This window comes from Burkholderia sp. 567 (genome assembly GCF_040545115.1).
In the GTDB taxonomy this organism is placed as follows: Bacteria; Pseudomonadota; Gammaproteobacteria; order Burkholderiales; family Burkholderiaceae; genus Burkholderia; species Burkholderia ambifaria.
On the sequence record NZ_JBEPLG010000009.1, the window covers coordinates 1 to 16,116 of the forward strand.

16 protein-coding genes are annotated in these 16,116 nt (G+C 67.4%); 2 read left to right on the forward strand and 14 right to left on the reverse strand.

Translation table 11 applies throughout. The annotated features are described in order from the left end of the window. Window positions 1-281: 281 nt before the first annotated feature. The 9 genes from ABIC50_RS24405 to ABIC50_RS24445 all read right to left on the reverse strand — a co-directional run bounded on the left by ABIC50_RS24405 (window position 282) and on the right by ABIC50_RS24445 (window position 9,207). Entirely contained in the window at window positions 282-647 is a 366-nt protein-coding gene (locus ABIC50_RS24405; RefSeq protein WP_175676880.1) for an addiction module antidote protein, read from the reverse strand. Window positions 648-649: 2 nt separating this feature from the next. Then, window positions 650-946 (reverse strand): type II toxin-antitoxin system RelE/ParE family toxin, encoded by a 297-nt coding sequence (locus tag ABIC50_RS24410; RefSeq protein ID WP_164714744.1) that lies wholly within the window; start codon window positions 944-946, stop codon window positions 650-652. A 239-nt stretch (window positions 947-1,185) separates the two neighbouring features. Then, entirely contained in the window at window positions 1,186-2,631 is a 1,446-nt protein-coding gene (locus tag ABIC50_RS24415) for an NAD-dependent succinate-semialdehyde dehydrogenase (protein ID WP_126225413.1), read from the reverse strand. 161 nt (window positions 2,632-2,792) lie between these two features. After that, a complete protein-coding gene (locus tag ABIC50_RS24420; RefSeq protein ID WP_354167357.1) occupies window positions 2,793-4,118 on the reverse strand; it encodes a c-type cytochrome in 1,326 nt (441 codons plus the stop codon). 15 nt (window positions 4,119-4,133) lie between these two features. Continuing rightward, window positions 4,134-6,353: a xanthine dehydrogenase family protein molybdopterin-binding subunit gene (locus ABIC50_RS24425; protein ID WP_354167360.1), complete on the reverse strand. Its 2,220-nt coding sequence runs from the start codon at window positions 6,351-6,353 to the stop codon at window positions 4,134-4,136. A 1-nt stretch (window position 6,354) separates the two neighbouring features. After that, the gene (locus tag ABIC50_RS24430; RefSeq protein ID WP_011658833.1) at window positions 6,355-6,810 is read right to left on the reverse strand and encodes a (2Fe-2S)-binding protein; all 456 of its coding nucleotides are present in this window, start codon (window positions 6,808-6,810) and stop codon (window positions 6,355-6,357) included. A 133-nt stretch (window positions 6,811-6,943) separates the two neighbouring features. After that, window positions 6,944-7,243, reverse strand: a complete 300-nt coding sequence (locus ABIC50_RS24435; RefSeq protein WP_126225410.1) for a putative quinol monooxygenase — start codon at window positions 7,241-7,243, stop codon at window positions 6,944-6,946. 82 nt (window positions 7,244-7,325) lie between these two features. After that, entirely contained in the window at window positions 7,326-8,384 is a 1,059-nt protein-coding gene (curA, locus tag ABIC50_RS24440) for an NADPH-dependent curcumin/dihydrocurcumin reductase (protein WP_354167363.1), read from the reverse strand. Between the two features lie 202 nt (window positions 8,385-8,586). Continuing rightward, complete coding sequence (locus ABIC50_RS24445) at window positions 8,587-9,207, reverse strand: TetR/AcrR family transcriptional regulator (protein WP_105831053.1); 621 nt, start codon at window positions 9,205-9,207, stop codon at window positions 8,587-8,589. Window positions 9,208-9,564: 357 nt separating this feature from the next. On the opposite strand from ABIC50_RS24445, the gene ABIC50_RS24450 reads away from it, so the two are divergent. Next, window positions 9,565-9,750 (forward strand): DUF2964 family protein, encoded by a 186-nt coding sequence (locus tag ABIC50_RS24450; RefSeq protein WP_354167366.1) that lies wholly within the window; start codon window positions 9,565-9,567, stop codon window positions 9,748-9,750. Window positions 9,751-9,819: 69 nt separating this feature from the next. Here the strand turns inward: ABIC50_RS24450 and ABIC50_RS24455 are convergent, their stop codons facing one another. The 5 genes from ABIC50_RS24455 to ABIC50_RS24475 all read right to left on the reverse strand — a co-directional run bounded on the left by ABIC50_RS24455 (window position 9,820) and on the right by ABIC50_RS24475 (window position 15,080). After that, window positions 9,820-10,878, reverse strand: coding sequence for a zinc-dependent alcohol dehydrogenase family protein (locus ABIC50_RS24455; RefSeq protein ID WP_354167369.1), 1,059 nt, complete (start codon window positions 10,876-10,878; stop codon window positions 9,820-9,822). Window positions 10,879-10,883: 5 nt separating this feature from the next. Next, window positions 10,884-11,906: a bifunctional enoyl-CoA hydratase/phosphate acetyltransferase gene (locus ABIC50_RS24460; RefSeq protein ID WP_354167371.1), complete on the reverse strand. Its 1,023-nt coding sequence runs from the start codon at window positions 11,904-11,906 to the stop codon at window positions 10,884-10,886. Beyond that, complete coding sequence (locus ABIC50_RS24465; protein ID WP_354167373.1) at window positions 11,903-13,723, reverse strand: PHA/PHB synthase family protein; 1,821 nt, start codon at window positions 13,721-13,723, stop codon at window positions 11,903-11,905. The genes ABIC50_RS24460 and ABIC50_RS24465 overlap by 4 nt, the downstream gene beginning before the upstream one ends. A gap of 81 nt (window positions 13,724-13,804) precedes the next feature. After that, entirely contained in the window at window positions 13,805-14,551 is a 747-nt protein-coding gene (locus tag ABIC50_RS24470) for a beta-ketoacyl-ACP reductase (RefSeq protein ID WP_011658826.1), read from the reverse strand. Beyond that, window positions 14,541-15,080: a hypothetical protein gene (locus ABIC50_RS24475; protein ID WP_354167375.1), complete on the reverse strand. Its 540-nt coding sequence runs from the start codon at window positions 15,078-15,080 to the stop codon at window positions 14,541-14,543. The genes ABIC50_RS24470 and ABIC50_RS24475 overlap by 11 nt, the downstream gene beginning before the upstream one ends. A 190-nt stretch (window positions 15,081-15,270) precedes the next feature. Here ABIC50_RS24475 and ABIC50_RS24480 point away from each other — a divergent pair, with 190 nt between their 5' ends. After that, window positions 15,271-16,113: a universal stress protein gene (locus ABIC50_RS24480; protein WP_354167377.1), complete on the forward strand. Its 843-nt coding sequence runs from the start codon at window positions 15,271-15,273 to the stop codon at window positions 16,111-16,113. The last annotated feature ends 3 nt before the right edge of the window (window positions 16,114-16,116 follow it).

A 16,116-nucleotide genomic window follows, 5' to 3' on the forward strand; every position in this document is an offset into this window, starting at 1 on the left:
TCCGGCAGTTCGAACCGCCGCCAGCATGCGCCGAAACCCTCGGACTACGACATTTCAACTTTGCCCAGATGCGACATTACAACTTTGCTCTTACATCTGCTCGGTTGATAATTCACGTTATGTCAAGTCAATAAGCTAACTGAACCAACCCCCACACCGGCAAAACCAATGCATTCAAAAGTCGTGAGCTTTGATCCGTATGCCATTCCGCGAGCGCCAGCGTTGCCGGCCGCATAAGCGCCGGAGAGCTCGCGCGCCATCCGCGACAGGCCCTTGCGACGTTACGCGTGTACCCCAGCCCGTCCGCGCGAACGCGCGCGCGTCGGTGTCGGCGCAGGCGGTGCCGCTTCGCCCGCCTGCATGGCTGGCGCAACGGTCAGATGCAATCCCAACGCGCCGACAACCTTCATGATCGTTGCAAACTCCGCGTTCCCGCCATCCGACAGCGCTCGGTAAAGCGCTTCGCGCTTCACGCCGGACTCGCGCGCCAGCGCCGTCATACCGCGCGCTTTCGCGACGTTCCCGAGCGCCGCCTGGATCAGGCGCGGATCGCCATCTTCAAACGCTTGCGCCAGGTAGTGACGAATCGCTTCCTCGTCCTTCAGGTACTTCGAGCCGTCGAATTCGGCCAGTTCGCTGATTTTCATATTCAATCCTCCAGTTCGCCGGCGATTTGCTTCGCCGTCTTGATGTCCTTCTTTTGTGTCGACTTGTCCCCGCCGCACAACACCACGACGATGATTTTTCCGCGCCGCACGAAGTAGGCCCGATATCCCGGCCCCACGTCGATCTTCATTTCATTGACGCCATCACCGACCGCGCGCCACTCGCCAAGGTTGCCGAGCTTCGCCCGCTCGATGCGCAGGTTAATCGCCGCGCTGCCGACCGGGTCGCGAAGCCCTTCAAGCCATTCGTCAAATTGGGGTGTAGTCAGGACTTTGAACATGAAGCAATTGTAACCCATGGGGGACACTGCCGCTACCGCCTCATGTTGCTCGCAAAATGAGCGCGCCATTGATGGACGCTGTGAAAGCCCGCCCCGACCTTCCCTCTGACTGCGCTGCGGCAAAAGCGCTGGGCGTAACGCGGCATGCAGAAAAAAACAAGGCCGAGCAAAACGCCCGGCCTCCACCAACACAGCATGCACGCCGCCCAACCACCGACCCGCACGCACTCCAACGATCGTCAGACCGCCATCACCGTCACCGACTTCGTGACGAGATACGGCTCCAGCGCTTCCGGTCCGCCTTCCGATCCGTAGCCCGAATCCTTCACGCCGCCGAACGGCATTTCCGGCCACGGCGTCGCGGGCTGGTTGATCCACAGCATCCCGACTTCGAGGCGCTGCGTCAGCAGGTGCACGTTCGCGAACGAACGCGTGAACGCATAGCCGGCCAGCCCGAACGGCAGACGGTTCGCTTCCGCGATCGCGTCCTCGAGCTTGTCGAAGCCGCGGATCGCCGCGACCGGACCGAACGGCTCGTTGTTGAACACGTCCGCTTCGAGCGGCACGTTCGCGATCACGGTCGGCGCGAAGAAGTTGCCTTCCGAGCCAATCCGTTCGCCGCCGGTCTCGATGCTCGCGCCGACCTTGCGCGCGTTCTCGACGACCGACGCCATCGCGGTCAGCCGGCGCGGGTTCGCCAGCGCGCCGAGCGTCGTGCCTTCCTCGAGGCCGTTGCCGATCTTCAGCCCCTCGGCGTGCTGCACCAGCGCGCGCGTGAATTCGTCGCGGATGCTGTTGTGCACGAGAAAACGCGTCGGCGAAATGCACACCTGGCCCGCGTTGCGGAACTTCGCGCCACCGGCGGCCTTCACCGCCAGCGCGACGTCCGCATCCTCGGCGACGATCACCGGCGCGTGGCCGCCCAATTCCATCGTCGCGCGCTTCATGTGCTGGCCCGCGAGCGCGGCGAGCTGCTTGCCGACGGGCGTCGAACCCGTGAACGTCACCTTGCGGATCACCGGGTGCGCGATCAGATACGACGAGATTTCCGCCGGATCGCCGTACACGAGCCCGATTACACCGGCCGGCACGCCCGCGTCGACGAATGCGCGCAGCAGCGCGGCGGGCGATGCCGGGGTTTCTTCCGGCGCCTTCACGAGGAACGAGCAGCCGGTCGCGAGCGCGGCGCTCAGCTTGCGCACGACCTGGTTGACCGGGAAATTCCACGGCGTGAACGCGGCGACCGGGCCGACGGGCTCCTTCACGACCATTTGCTGCGCGCCGAGATTGCGCGGCGGCACGATCCGGCCGTACACGCGGCGGCCTTCATCCGCGAACCATTCGATGATGTCGGCTGCCGACAGCACTTCGACACGCGCTTCCGTCAGCGGCTTGCCCTGCTCCTGCGTCATCAGCTGAGCGATCGTGTCGGCGCGCTCGCGCACCAGCGCCGCGGCCTTGCGCATGGTCGCCGCGCGCTCGTTCGCGGGCACCTTGCGCCATGCCTCGAAACCGCGCTGCGCCGCAGCCAGCGCGCGATCGAGATCGGCGATGCCCGCGTGGGCCACCTTGCCGATCGCCTTGCCCGTCGCCGGGTTCACGACGTCGATCGTCTTGCCGCTCGCGGCGTCGACCCACTCGCCGTCGATCAGCAGTTGCGTATCCGTATAAGTCACGTTAGCCATCCACACACCCCTACTTTGCGTCGATAAAACGCGCGCTGCCGCGAATGGCCGCGCGCCGGTTGACAGAAAGCGCTGCGTTGCCGGGCGCGATGCACCCGGCAATGTTCGACGACGGGCAAGCGGCACGCATGCCCGTCGTCATCCGCCACGGTCGGCTGCGCTCAGCGCGTGGCCGCCGTCGCCTTGCGGAGTTTCGCGACGTCCGCCGGCTGCACGGCCGGCGCGCCGTTGTTCCAGCCGGCGCGCATGAACGTCAGCACGTCGGCGATCTGGCGGTCGTTCAACTGGTTCGAGAACGCCGGCATCGGATACGCGGACGGCACGCCGCCGATCACGAGCGACTCGCTGCCGTTCAGCGTCACGTTGATCAGCGACGATGCATCGGCCTCGAGCACGTTCGGGTTGCCGGCGAGCGGCGCGAGCAGCGGCGCGTAGCCGCGCCCGTCCACGCCATGGCAATGCAGGCAGTAAGCGTTATACACCTTTGCCCCCGGATCGTTCGCCGGCCGGCCAAGCGAGACCTGCGTCGCCTTCGGATCATAACGGTAAGGCGGCGCGCCCGTGCCGCCCGCCGCCGGCAGCGACTTCAGGTAACGGGACATCGCTGCCAGATCGTCGTCAGTCAGTTCCTGCGTGCTGTGGTTGATCACGCTGACCATCGAGCCGAATGCGGTCGCATGGCGGTTCGCGCCGGTCTTCAGGAACTGCGCGAGCTCCGCGTCGCTCCAGCGGCCGAGCCCCGTATTGTGCTCGCCGGTCAGGTTCGACGCGAACCAGTTGTCGATCGCCGCGCCCGACAGGAACGCCGCGCCGCCTTCGTCCAGCGCCTTCTCCTGGAAGCCGACGCCGCGTGGCGTATGGCACGACCCGCAATGCCCGAGCCCCTGCACGAGATACGCACCGCGGTTCCAAGCAGCGTCCTTGGCCGGCTTGTCCGCGTACGGCTTCGTGTCGAGGAACACCGCGTTCCACAGGGCCAGCGGCCAGCGCATGCCGAGCGGCCACGGAATCTCGGACGCACGGTTCGCCTGCTTCACCGGCTCGACGCCGTGCATGAAGTACGCGTACAGCGCCTTCACGTCGTCATCGCGCAGCTTCGCATACGACGGATAAGGCATCGCGGGATACAGGTGATGGCCGTCCTTCGCGACACCCGCGCGCAGCGCGCCCGCGAACTCGGCTTCCGTGTAGCCGCCGATGCCGGTTTCCGGGTCGGGCGTGATGTTGGTCGTATAGATCGCGCCCATCGGCGTGACCATCTTCAGGCCGCCGGCGAACGGCGCGCCGCGCGGCGCGGTGTGGCACGCCACGCAGTCGCCCGCCTTCGCGAGATACGCGCCGCGTGCGACCAGCGCGCTGTCTGCCGGCGCCGTTTGCGCGGCATGCGCCGCGGTACCGGCAATCAGCGCGGACAGCGCGATCAACGATGCGCCGAACGTACGGGCGACGCGATTCGAGCGGTTCAGGTTCAGGTTCAGGTTTCGCATGGTTCGTCCCTCCCCTCAGGCCGTCTTCAGTTGGCTGCCGACGGGCAGCTTGCGCAGCCGCTTGCCGGTCGCCGCGAAGATCGCGTTCGACAAGGCCGCCGCGGTCGCAGCGGTGCCCGGTTCGCCGATTCCGCCCGGCGCCTCGGCGCTCTTCACGAGATGAACCTCGATCGGCGGCGTCTCGTTGATGCGCATCATCCGGTAGTCGGTGAAGTTGCTCTGCACGACGCGGCCGTCCTCGATCGTGATTTCGCCATACAGCGCGCCCGTGATCCCGAAGATGATGCCGCCCTGCACCTGCGCCTCGATCGTGCTCGGATTCACAGCCATCCCGCAGTCGACCGCGCACACGACGCGCTTGACCTGCACTTCGCCCTCCTCCACAGCGACGTCGATGACGATCGAGAAGAAGCTGCCGAACGCGTGCATCACCGATACGCCGCGCCCTTGCCCCTTCGGCAGCGACGTGCCCCATCCGGCCGCCTTCGTCGCGACGTCGAGCACGTTGCGCGCACGCGGCGTCTTGTCGAGCAGCGCGCGGCGATACTGGACCGGATCGGTCTTGGTTTGCGCCGCCAGTTCGTCGATGAAGCTCTCGACGACGAACGTGCCGCGCGTCGGGCCGACGCCGCGCCAGAATGCGGTCGGGATGTGGCGCGGCTCCTGCCGCACGTAGTCGACGAGCTGGTTCGGCAGGTCGTACGGTAATTCGGCCGCAACTTCGACCGCGTCGGGGTCGACGCCGTTCTTGAACGCAGGCGGCGCGAAACGCGCGATGATCGACGAGCCGACGATCCGGTGCTGCCACGCGACCGGCTTGCCGTTCGCGTCGAGGCCGGCCGAGATCCGGTCGTAGTAGTACGGCCGGTACATGTCGTGCTGGATGTCTTCCTCGCGCGTCCACACGACCTTCACGGGCGCGTTGACCTGCTTGGCAACCTTCACGGCCTGTCCGATCATGTCCGTCTCGAGCCGCCGGCCGAAGCCGCCGCCGAGCAAATGGTTGTGCACGACGATCTTTTCGGGTGCGAGCCCCGTGATTTGCTGCACCGTATCGCGCGCCCGCGTCGGCACCTGCGTGCCGACCCAGATCTCGCAGCCGTCAGCGCGCACCTGCACCGTGCAGTTCACGGGTTCCATCGTGGCGTGCGCGAGGAACGGTTGCTCATAGACGGCATCGACGCGCGTCTTCGCGTTCGCGAACGCGCGGCCGACGTCGCCTTCCTTGCGCGCGACGGCGCCCTTGCCGTTCGCCGCGGCCTGCGCGAGATCGGCGACGATGTCCTTCATCGACACCTTCGCGTCCGCGCCTTCGTTCCATTTGACGACGAGCGCCGACGCGCCGCGCTTCGCGGCCCACGTGTGATCGCCGACCACCGCGACCGCGTTGTCGACGCGCACCACCTGACGCACGCCGGGAATCTTCCTCGCGGCCGTATCGTCGACGCTCGCAACCGTGCCGCCGAACACCGGGCTGTTCACGATCACCGCGTACAGCATGCCGGGCAGGCGCACGTCGAGCCCGAACTGCGCTGTGCCGTCGACCTTCTCCGGCGAATCGAGCCGCTTCACCGGCTTGCCGATCAGCTTGAAATCGGCCGGCTGCTTCAACGCGACGTCCTTCGGCACCGGCAGCTTCGACGCGGCATCGGCGAGCTGGCCGTACGATGCACGCCGGCCGCTCGGCGGGTGCTGCACTTCGCCGTTTTCCGCGCGGCAGGTGGCCGGATCGACGTTCCATTGTTTGGCGGCCGCGGCAACCAGCAGCGTGCGCGCGGTCGCGCCCGCGCGGCGCAGCGGTTCCCATGCGTAGCGCACCGACGTCGAGCCGCCCGTCAGTTGACCGCCGAGCAGCGGATCGAGGAACAGCTTCTCGTTCGGCGGCGCATGATCGAGCGTGACGTTCGACAGCGGCACTTCGAGTTCCTCGGCGATCAGCATCGGCAGCGCCGTGTAGACGCCCTGGCCCATTTCCACTTTCGGCATCACCAGCGTGACCTTGCCGCTGCGGTCGATCTGCACGAACGCGTTCGGCGCGAATACGCCGGCACGCGCGGTTTCGTCCGCATCGCCGCCGATCACCGAGCGTCGCGCGTCATCGCCGGCCGCCGGCATGCTGAAGCCGAGCAGCAGGCCGCCGCCCGCCGCCGCGCCGAGCGACATGCCCGCCTTGAGAAACGAACGGCGCGACACGCCCGCGCCGGCCCGACCTGCTTCGATCAGTCCTCGCGACATGTCAGCTCCCCTTCGCGGCGTGCTTCACGGCCGCGCGAATCCGGTTGTACGTGCCGCAGCGGCAGATGTTGCCGGCCATCGCCGCGTCGATGTCGGCATCGCTCGGGCTCGGGTTCGACGCGATCAGCGCCGTGGCCGCCATCACCTGCCCGGACTGGCAGTAGCCGCACTGGACGACGTCGAGCTCGCGCCACGCGTCCTGAACCTTCTGGCCGGCCGGCGTCGCGCCGACGGCTTCGATCGTCGTGATCTTGCGGCCCGCGACGGCCGCGACCGGCAGCACGCACGAGCGCGCGGCGACGCCGTCGAGATGCACGGTGCACGCGCCGCATTGCGCGATCCCGCAGCCGAATTTCGTGCCGGTCAGGCCGACGACGTCGCGCAGCACCCATAGCAGGGGCATGTCGTCGGGGGCGTCGACCGTGCGGCTCTCGCCGTTGATATTGAGGGTGACCATTCAGCCTCCGGGGCCGGTGTATTGGGGAAGCGGCGCGACCGGCGCGCCGGGTTGTTCATCGCCGCCGCGCAGTGCACGGCGGCTGCCGCCGGGGCCCGGGGGGGGGCGAGCCGAGGCGGTGGTTCCGCGCGGGTTATTCGGCCGCGTCGATGCCCGACAGCACCTTGATCACGGGCGGTGCCGAGAACCATTCGGTCGACTTGGTGCGAAACGCGGTGAAGTGCGGGCTTGCGAGGTGCGCGTCGAACGCGGCCTGGTCGTCGTAGATCTCGAACAGATGCAGCGCCGGCGAGCCGTCCTGTTCGCGGAACAGGTCGTAGCGGCGATTGCCGGGTTCGGCACGGGTGGCCGTGACCATGCTGCGCAATTCGGCTTCGACGGCCTGCGCGTGTTCGGGTTTCGGAAATACCGATGCCATCACATAAAGCGCCATGTTTTTCACTCCTTGGGAAACGGGATCGAGCATGCCATAAGCCGGCATCCGGTGACGCCAGCGTGCAGACGGACGCGTCGCCTCAGGCCAGTTCGTCCGGGCCGACGCGCACGACGACCTTGCCGAAGTTCTTGCCGGCGAGCAAGCCGATCAGCGCATTCGGCGCATCGGCGAGATCGGGGACCACGTCCTCGAGCGTCTTCACCTTACCCTGCGCGACCCACTCGCTCATTTCCTTCAGGAATGGCGCATAGCCCGTCGCATAATGATCGAGAATGATGAAACCCTGCATCCGGATGCGCTTGCGCAGGAGGGCCCCCATCAGCGCCGGCACGCGGTCACGGCCGCTCGACACCGCGGTGTCGTCGTACGCCGCGTCGTTGTAATGCGCGATGATGCCGCACACCGGCACGCGCGCATGATCGTTGAGCAGCGGCCATACCGCGTCGAACACGGCGCCGCCGACGTTCTCGAAATAGACGTCGATGCCGTTCGGGCAGGCTTCCTTCAGCTTGGCCGCGAACTGCGGATCGCGATGATCGACGCACGCGTCGAAGCCGAGCGTGTCCTTCACGTATGCGACCTTGTCGGCGCCGCCCGCGACGCCGACCACGCGGCAGCCCTTCAGCTTCGCGATCTGGCCGACCACCGACCCGACCGCCCCGCTCGCGGCGGCGACGACCACGGTTTCGCCGGCCTTCGGCTCGCCGATCTTCAGCAATCCGGTGTACGCGGTGAACCCCGGCATGCCGAGCACGCCGAGTGCATACGACGGATGCGCGAAGTCGCGCCCGAGCGCAATGAGATCGCTGCCGTCGGACAACGCGTAGTCCTGCCAGCCCGCGCCCGCGACGACCAGGTCGCCTTCGCGATACGCGGGCAGGTTCGATGCGACGACGCGGCTGACCGTGCCGCCGACCATCACGTCGCCGAGTCCGACCGGCGGCGCATACGACGGCGCGTCGCTCATGCGGCCGCGCATGTACGGATCGAGCGACAGCCAGACCGTGCGCAACAGCACCTGTCCGGCGCCGGGCACCGGCACGTCGGCGGTCTCGGTGCGGAAGTCGTTCGGGGTGGGTGCGCCGACCGGACGCGCGTTCAGGACGATTCTGCGGTTTGCTGTCTTGGTTTGCGGCATGGGAACCTCCGTCAACAGGAATGGATGTGCCACGGGCACGATCGGATCAATGTTCGACAACCGTGATGCGCGAGGCCGCGGCCGTGCCGGCGAATCAGCCGGTGCAGCCGCGGCCTGGCGGATCAAGCAATCGGATTCCCGCATGAGTAGACCAGTCGTCTAGTCCACACGGAAAAACAAGGCGCGCCTGTGCGCGCCCGGGTTATGACTGCGCTCCGTCTGGCTCGACGGGCGGCAGGTTCAGCATCCGCCGGGTTTCGAGCATCGCGCGCTCGAGCGGCTGGCGGTTGCGGTGAATCTTCTCCAGCAGCGTTGCGCCCAGCCACAGCTCGTACAGGATCGCGGCCGTATGTGCGGGATCGTCGACGCCGCTCAGCGAACCGTCGGCCAGCCCGGCCTCGATGCCGCCCGCGAGCCGCTCGATGATCTGGCTGGTGCCGCGCCGCAGCACCGCGCGCATCGGCTCCGACAAGTCGGACACCTCCGCGCCGAGCTTGACCGCGAGGCACTTGCCTTCCGGATCGTCCGCGCACTGCATCTGCAGCCAGTTGTTCCAGTACGTCATCAGGCGCTGCGCGCCCGTGCCGGCCTGATGCTTGAACAGGTTGTCGAGATACGCGAGATAGCCTTCGAAATACGACTCGAGCAGCGCCTCGCCGAATGCTTCCTTCGAGCCGAAGTAATGGTAGAACGAGCCCTTCGGGATGCCCGCCGCGGCGAGAATCTCGTTCAGACCGACCGCCGAGAACCCCTTCTGGAGCATGATCGGCTTCGCGGTATTCAGGATGTGATGGCGGACTTCCGCGCCTGAAGATGCATTCATGATGGCTTATCTTAGCAACGATTAGACCGGTCGTCTAGTGACGTCGAGCCGGCAAGTTCAGCGGCACTTTACCCGAATCACAGGGCGTCGCGGGTGCGTTGTCGCTGCGCCGGGGCGCCCTTTTCAACTCGGGCTTCGGAATGGGCTTCCGGGCGGTCGGCTCCGCCGCGCGCAGACTTCCGCCGGCGGGGCGACCGGCGCACGGAGCATCGGGGGCGCGATCAGGTTTTGTCCGTTGATACAGATCAACCGTCCAAGAGCCCGGCACGCGATCATGACGCCATGTCCTGCGCAAGCAGCGGCACCTTCGCTTGCGGCAAGCCGTGTCACCGGCGGCCGCCTTCCCGGGAGAACATCATGATCCGACCGCAATACCGAAGCGCGCTTGCGACGGCCTGCGTGTTCATCGCACTCGCATCGCTGCTGGGTGTCGTCCACGCGATGCTGGTCGACGAGCGTATCGTCCCGTACGCGATCGTCACGCTGGTTTCAGGCATCGTCGCGTTCGTCGCGCAGCTGAATCCGGCGTCGAGGGCGCAATAGCGACCCAGTCGCGTCAGGCGGCGATGCCGGCCGCGCTTGGCGCGAAAGCACCCGCCCGCCCGGTGCCTGTCACGCCCCGCCCGCCAAGCAGCTCACTTCGATGATCACCTTCAACGCGTTGGTTTGCGCGGCGCGCTGGAACGTGTCGTACGCCCGCTCGACGTCGTCGAGCGAGAACCGGTGCGTGATCAGGCGCTTTGGATCCAGGCGCCCGGCGCGCACCGTCTTCAGCAGCATCGGCGTGCTGACCGTATCGACGAGCCGCGTCGTGATCGAGATGTTGCGATCCCACAGCTGCTCGAGGTGCAGGTCGGCCTTGACGCCATGCACGCCGACGTTCGCGACCACGCCGCCCGGCGCCACGAGCGACGTGCACATCTCGAACGTCGCCGGAATGCCGACCGCTTCGATCGCGCAATCCACGCCGACGTCGTCGGTCAGCTTCATCACGTCCGCCACCGGGTCGCCGCCGCGGCCATCGAAGCAGTCGGTCGCGCCGAACTGCCGTGCGATCTCCAGCCGGTTGCTGTCCGGGTCGATCATGATGATCCGGGCGGGCGAGTAGAACTGCGCGGTCAGCAATGCCGCCAGCCCGATCGGCCCCGCGCCGACGATCGCGACCGAGCAACCCGGCTGCACCTTGCCGTTCAGCACGCCGCATTCGAATCCGGTCGGCAGGATGTCGGACAGCATCACGAGTGCGTCCTCGTCCACACCTGGCGGAATCCGGTACAGGCTGGTCGACGCATGCGGGATGCGCACGTACTCGGCCTGCGTGCCGTCGATCCGGTGGCCGAGAATCCAGCCGCCGGTCGTGCAATGCGAATACAGCCCGCGGCGGCAATACTCGCACCGGCCGCACGACGAGATGCATGAAATCAGCACGTGATCGCCCGGCTTCAGCGAGTCGACCGCGACGCCGACCTGCTCGACGATGCCGACGCCTTCGTGGCCGAGAATGCGGCCCGGTTCGCACGTCGGCACGTCGCCCTTCAGGATGTGCAGGTCGGTGCCGCAGATCGTCGTGCGCGTCACGCGCACGATTGCGTCGGTGGGCGACTGCAATTCAGGCTTGGGCCGTTGTTCGAGCGCCTTGCGCCCCGGGCCGTGATAAACGAGTGCTTTCATCGCTGTTACTCCATTGAAAAGGCGGCCTGTTCGGTCATCGGCACCGGCGCATGCCGATCCTGCGCCAGCAGCGCCGCCAACGCGCACGACGCGACCCGGACGGCTACGCTATCGGCGCGGCTCGTCAGCACGATCGGGACACGCGCGCCCACGACGATGCCCGCGTTCGCGGCGCCGCCCAGGTATTCGAGCTGTTTCGCGAGCATGTTGCCCGTTTCGATATCGGGCACGACCAGGATGTCGGCGCGGCCGGCAACCGGCGAATCGATCCCCTTGTCGCGCGCGGCGCGCAGCGATATCGCGTTGTCGAACGCGAGCGGGCCGTCGACGATCGCCCCCGCGATCTGCCCGCGCTCGGCCATCTTCGCCAGCGCCGCCGCATCGAGCGTCGAACGCATCGCCGGATTGACGGTCTCGACCGCGCACAGCACGGCCACCCGCGGGCAGGCAACGCCCAGCGCATGCGCGACGTCGACGGCGTTCTGCGTGATGGCCGCCTTCTGCGCGAGATCGGGTGCGATGTTCACGGCCGCGTCGGTCAGGATGAACGGTCTCGGATACGCCGGCGTTTCGATCAGGAAGCAGTGCGACATGCGCTTGTCGGTGCGCAGCCCCGAACCGGCGGCGACAACCGCACCCATCAGCTCGTCCGTATGCAGGCTGCCTTTCATCAGCGCGCCGGCGCGGCCGGCCGCCGCGAGTTCCACCGCGCGGGCCGCTGCCGCATGACTGTGCGGCACGTCTTCGATCGTCCATTTCGACAGATCGACACCCGCGTCGTCCGCGACGCGCAGCACCTTTGCGCGCGGCGCGACGATCAGCGGCTCGATCGATGCCCCCAACGGCGAAGCGGCGAGCGCGGCAAGCGCCGCGAGACTCGTCGCGTCGCACGGATGCACGACGGCCACGACGAGCGGCGGCGCGTTGCATGCACGCGCGATCAGCGACGGCAGTGCGCCGTCCGCACGCGGCAACAGGCCGGGCAAGCGCGCGCCGTCGCGTGCATCGACATACGGATTCCCGTTCACGTTTCGAGCACGTAGGTGCCGGGCGCCGCGCCGAGCCCGGCGGCCGGCGCGCGGGCCGGCACGTCGCCCGACGAACGCTCGTGCAGCCAGTCGCGCCAGCATGTCCACCACGATCCGTCGACCGCCGCCGTTTCCCGCACGAAGTCGTGCCGGCTGCGATACGGCGCGCCGGGCTTGCGGGTCGCTCGGCGGTAGTGGCGTCCCGGATGACCGGGTTCCGACACGATGCCCGCGTTGTGGCCGCCCGACGTCAGCACGAAGGTCAGCGCGTGGTGCGTGAGCAGATGGAGCTTATAGACGGAGCCCCACGGCGACACGTGATCGCGCTCGGTGCCGACCACGAACGTCGGCACGTCGATATCCGACAACGCGACCGGCCGCCCGTCGACGCAGTAGCGGCCGACCGCGAGATCATTGTCGAGAAAGAGCCGCGTCAGGTATTCCGAATGCATGCGATACGGCATGCGCGTGGTGTCCGCATTCCACGACATCAGGTCGTTCGGCTTCGTGCGCGTGCCGAGCAGGTATTCGCTCATCATCCGCGACCAGATCAGGTCGCGCGCATTCAGCAGCTGGAACGCGGCGGACATCTGCGCGCCGTCCAGATAGCCCTGCCGCCACATCAGCGCATCGAGCGCGGACAATTCGCTCGCGTCGATGAACAGGCCGAGTTCGCCGGGTTCGCTGAAATCGGTCTGCGCCGCCAGCAACGTGATGGACCGCAGCGCTTCGTGCTGCCGCCCGTCGCGCGCAAGGGCCGCCGCAACGATCGCCAGCAGCGTGCCGCCGAGACAATAGCCGACCGCGTGAACGGCGCCGCCGCAGACCGACCGGGCCGCATCCAACGCCGCCATGCATCCGTCGCGCAGATAGTCGTCGAGCCCGAATTCGCGCGCCTCCGCGCCGGGGTTGCGCCACGACACGGCAAACACGGTGTAGCCCGCATCGACCAGAAAACGGATCAGCGAATTGTGCGGCTGCAGATCGAGGATGTAGTACTTCATGATCCACGACGGCACGATCAGGATCGGCTCGGATGCGACACGCGCCGTGGTCGGCTCGTACTGCAACAGTTCGCACAACGCGTTGCGCCAGACGACGCGCCCCGGCGTGATGGCCACGTCGCGCCCCGGCAGGTACGTCCGCGCGTCATGCGCATGCGTGCCGCCGGCACGCTCGAGCAGCGCCTTCGCATCCTCCAGCCAGTTCAAGGCGCCTGCCGCGAGATTCGCGCCGCCGCTGGACATCGTCGCGTCGAGCACGACCGGATTGGTCGCCAGGAAATTGCCCGGCGAGCACGCGTCAAGCCACTGTCGCGCAGCGAATCCGACCAGTTCCTCATGGTGCCGCTCGACGCCCGGCACGCCGTGCGTCGCGTCGCGCCACCAGCGCTGGATCGCCAGGAAGCTGTCACGGTACACGTGAAACGGCCATCCGGCCCACGCGGGCGCCGCGAAGCGCGGATCGGCCTGCCCCGCGTGCACGGCCAGCCCGGTCGGGTCCGCCTCGCCGGCCTCGGCCTCGCACTGGTCTGCCGCCGGTGCAACGGCGGCCACGCACGCCTGCATCGCGAGATCGAAGCATTTCCCCGGCGACACCGCGAGATGCGCGGCCCAGTCGAGCGTGGCCAGCGCCAGCGACACGGGCGACAGCCCGAACGTCATCGCCGCCACGTTCGCATGCGCCGCGCGGTTCCATTGTTCCGCGGGCGTCGTACCGGTTTGCGGGCATTGGGTTGCGCTCGACTCGGGTTCGACCGCGCCCGATGGCCGTATCGATTCGTTCCCGCGCGGGGCGCGCGTGACGGACGCTTTCATCAGAATCTGCTCCGGGAAACCCCGCCATCCCCCGAGGGGACTTCCTTCGGGTCGTATGGCGGGAAGTGGCGTGGGACGACGTCAACGCATGTGCATCCCGCCATTGACGTCGAATTCCGCGCCGGTCGCGAACGCCCCTGCGTCTGAACACAGGAAGGCGACGAGCGCCGCGATTTCGTCGGGATCGCCGAGGCGGCCGACCGGAATCTGCGGCAGGATCTTCGTGTCGAGCACGTCTTTCGGCACCGACTCGAGCATCGCGGTCGCCAGATAACCGGGCGCGACCGTGTTGACCGTCACGCCGTGGCGCGCGAGCTCCAACGCCAGCGCCTTCGTGAAGCCATGGATGCCGGCCTTCGCGGCCGCGTAGTTCGCCTGCCCGTATGCGCCGCGCGAACCGTTCACCGAGCCGATGTTCACGATGCGTCCGAAACCGGCTGCGATCATGCCCGGCACGAACGGCTTCGTCATGTTGAAGATGCCGTCGAGATTGGTACGCAGCACCGCATCCCACATGCTCTTGGTCATCTTCACGAAGGTGGCGTCGTGCGTGACGCCGGCGTTGTTGACGAGCACGTCGACGTGCCCGAATTCGGCCAGCACGCGTGCCGCGCACTGCTGGCACGAATCGTAGTCGGCGATGTCGACCTCGAACGCATGGAACGTGCGGCCCGCTTCGCGTTCGTGCGTGAGCCACGTCGCGACGTGGTCGTTGCCTTCCGTGTGCGACACCGCCACCGTCATCCCGGCCTCGTGCAGGCGACGGCTGATCGCGGCGCCGAGACCGCCCATGCCACCCGTGACGAATGCGACACGATCAGCGCACATGGCCGTTCTCCGATGCGCCGGCCATGCCGTTCAGACGCCGGGGGCCATCCGGCGCACCGTTACTCGCACCGGCCGCGTCCTCGATCCCGTGCTCCAATGACGTCATCCAGTCCGCCCACGGCATGCTGGCCTCGTTCACCACCGCCAGTCGTCCCAGATCGGGCAGCCAGTCGGTCTGAAAACGCGACAGCGCACCCGCACCGTATTCGCGCAACCAGGTACGCCATACGCCCGCGCTCTCGTACTGCGCGCGCATGCACAGCTCGGTGGCGTCCTGCCAGATCGCGAGGCTCGCGATCGCATAGTCGCGCATCACCTGCCGGGTCGCCTCGCCGAAGGCCGTCCACTCGTTCGTGTCCGCCAGCGTCTGCTGCAGCTGGTGCACCGCCGAGCGGTCCCGCTCGATGCGCCGCCCTGCCAGCGCATGCCATTCGTGCTGCCAGTCGCTGTTCAGCTCGACCATCCGCAGCGCGAGATCGCAGCCCGCGCGGCAAACGTCGTTCGGTGTCGTCAAAGCGTACGTGCTCATCGGCTGCCCTCTTTCGATCCGGTCAATGGGTCGGCATCACGCCGCATGCCGCGTGCCCGGGATCGGCATTGCGACCGTTTCACTGTGCGGCCATGGCGCACGAGTGCCGTTGATCTGAGTCAAGCCCGCGAAAACCCTGCTTCGTAGACTGGTTTGCACTGGCGGATCACCCGTCGATGGAGCGATTCCGATGAGCTACAAGAGCATGGTCGTGCACCTCGATACGAGCACCCGCGCGCATTCGCGCCTCGAGTTCGCATTGCGCGTCGCCCGGCGCTTCGGTGCGCATCTGACCGGCCTGTTCGCGGTCTACACGCCGGAGCCGCATTCGTTCTACGTGATGGCCGGGTCCGCCGATTATTTCCGCGAGCATCGCGAACAGCGCGACGAACGGCGCGCCGCGCTGGAGCGGCTGTTCCATGCGGAGACGGCGCGCGCGAAAGTGCCGGCAGCCTGGGTACGTGCCGACGACGAACGCGCGAACCTGGCCGTGCCGCGGGCCGCACGCCTTGCCGATCTCGTGATTGCCGGCCAGAGCGACCCCAACGACCCCGAGACCTATATCGACGACCAGTTTGCGGAAAATCTCGTGTTGTCTGCGGGCCGTCCGGTGCTGTTCTGGCCGCACACCGGTGAATTCCCGTCGGTCGGCGAACGGGTGTTTGTCGCGTGGGACGGCAGCCGGGAAGCGACCCGCGCCGCGCACGACGCCACGCCCTTTCTCGAACATGCGAAGCGCACGACTGTCGCCGCCGTGGTCGAAGGAGCTTCCGAAGCCGCGGCCACGCGCATTCCGGCCGCCGATGCCGCGCTGATGCTCGCGCGCCATGCACGCGACGTGAACGTGCTCGATATCGATATCGGCGACGGTTCGTCGGTCGGCGACACGTTGCTGTCGCGCGCTTATGAAACGGGTTCCGACCTGCTCGTGATGGGCGCCTACGGCCACGCGCGCTGGCGCGAGCTGGTGATGGGCGGCGCCACGCGCACGGTGCTGGCGTCGATGACGCTGCCGGTGCTGATGTCGCACTGAGCC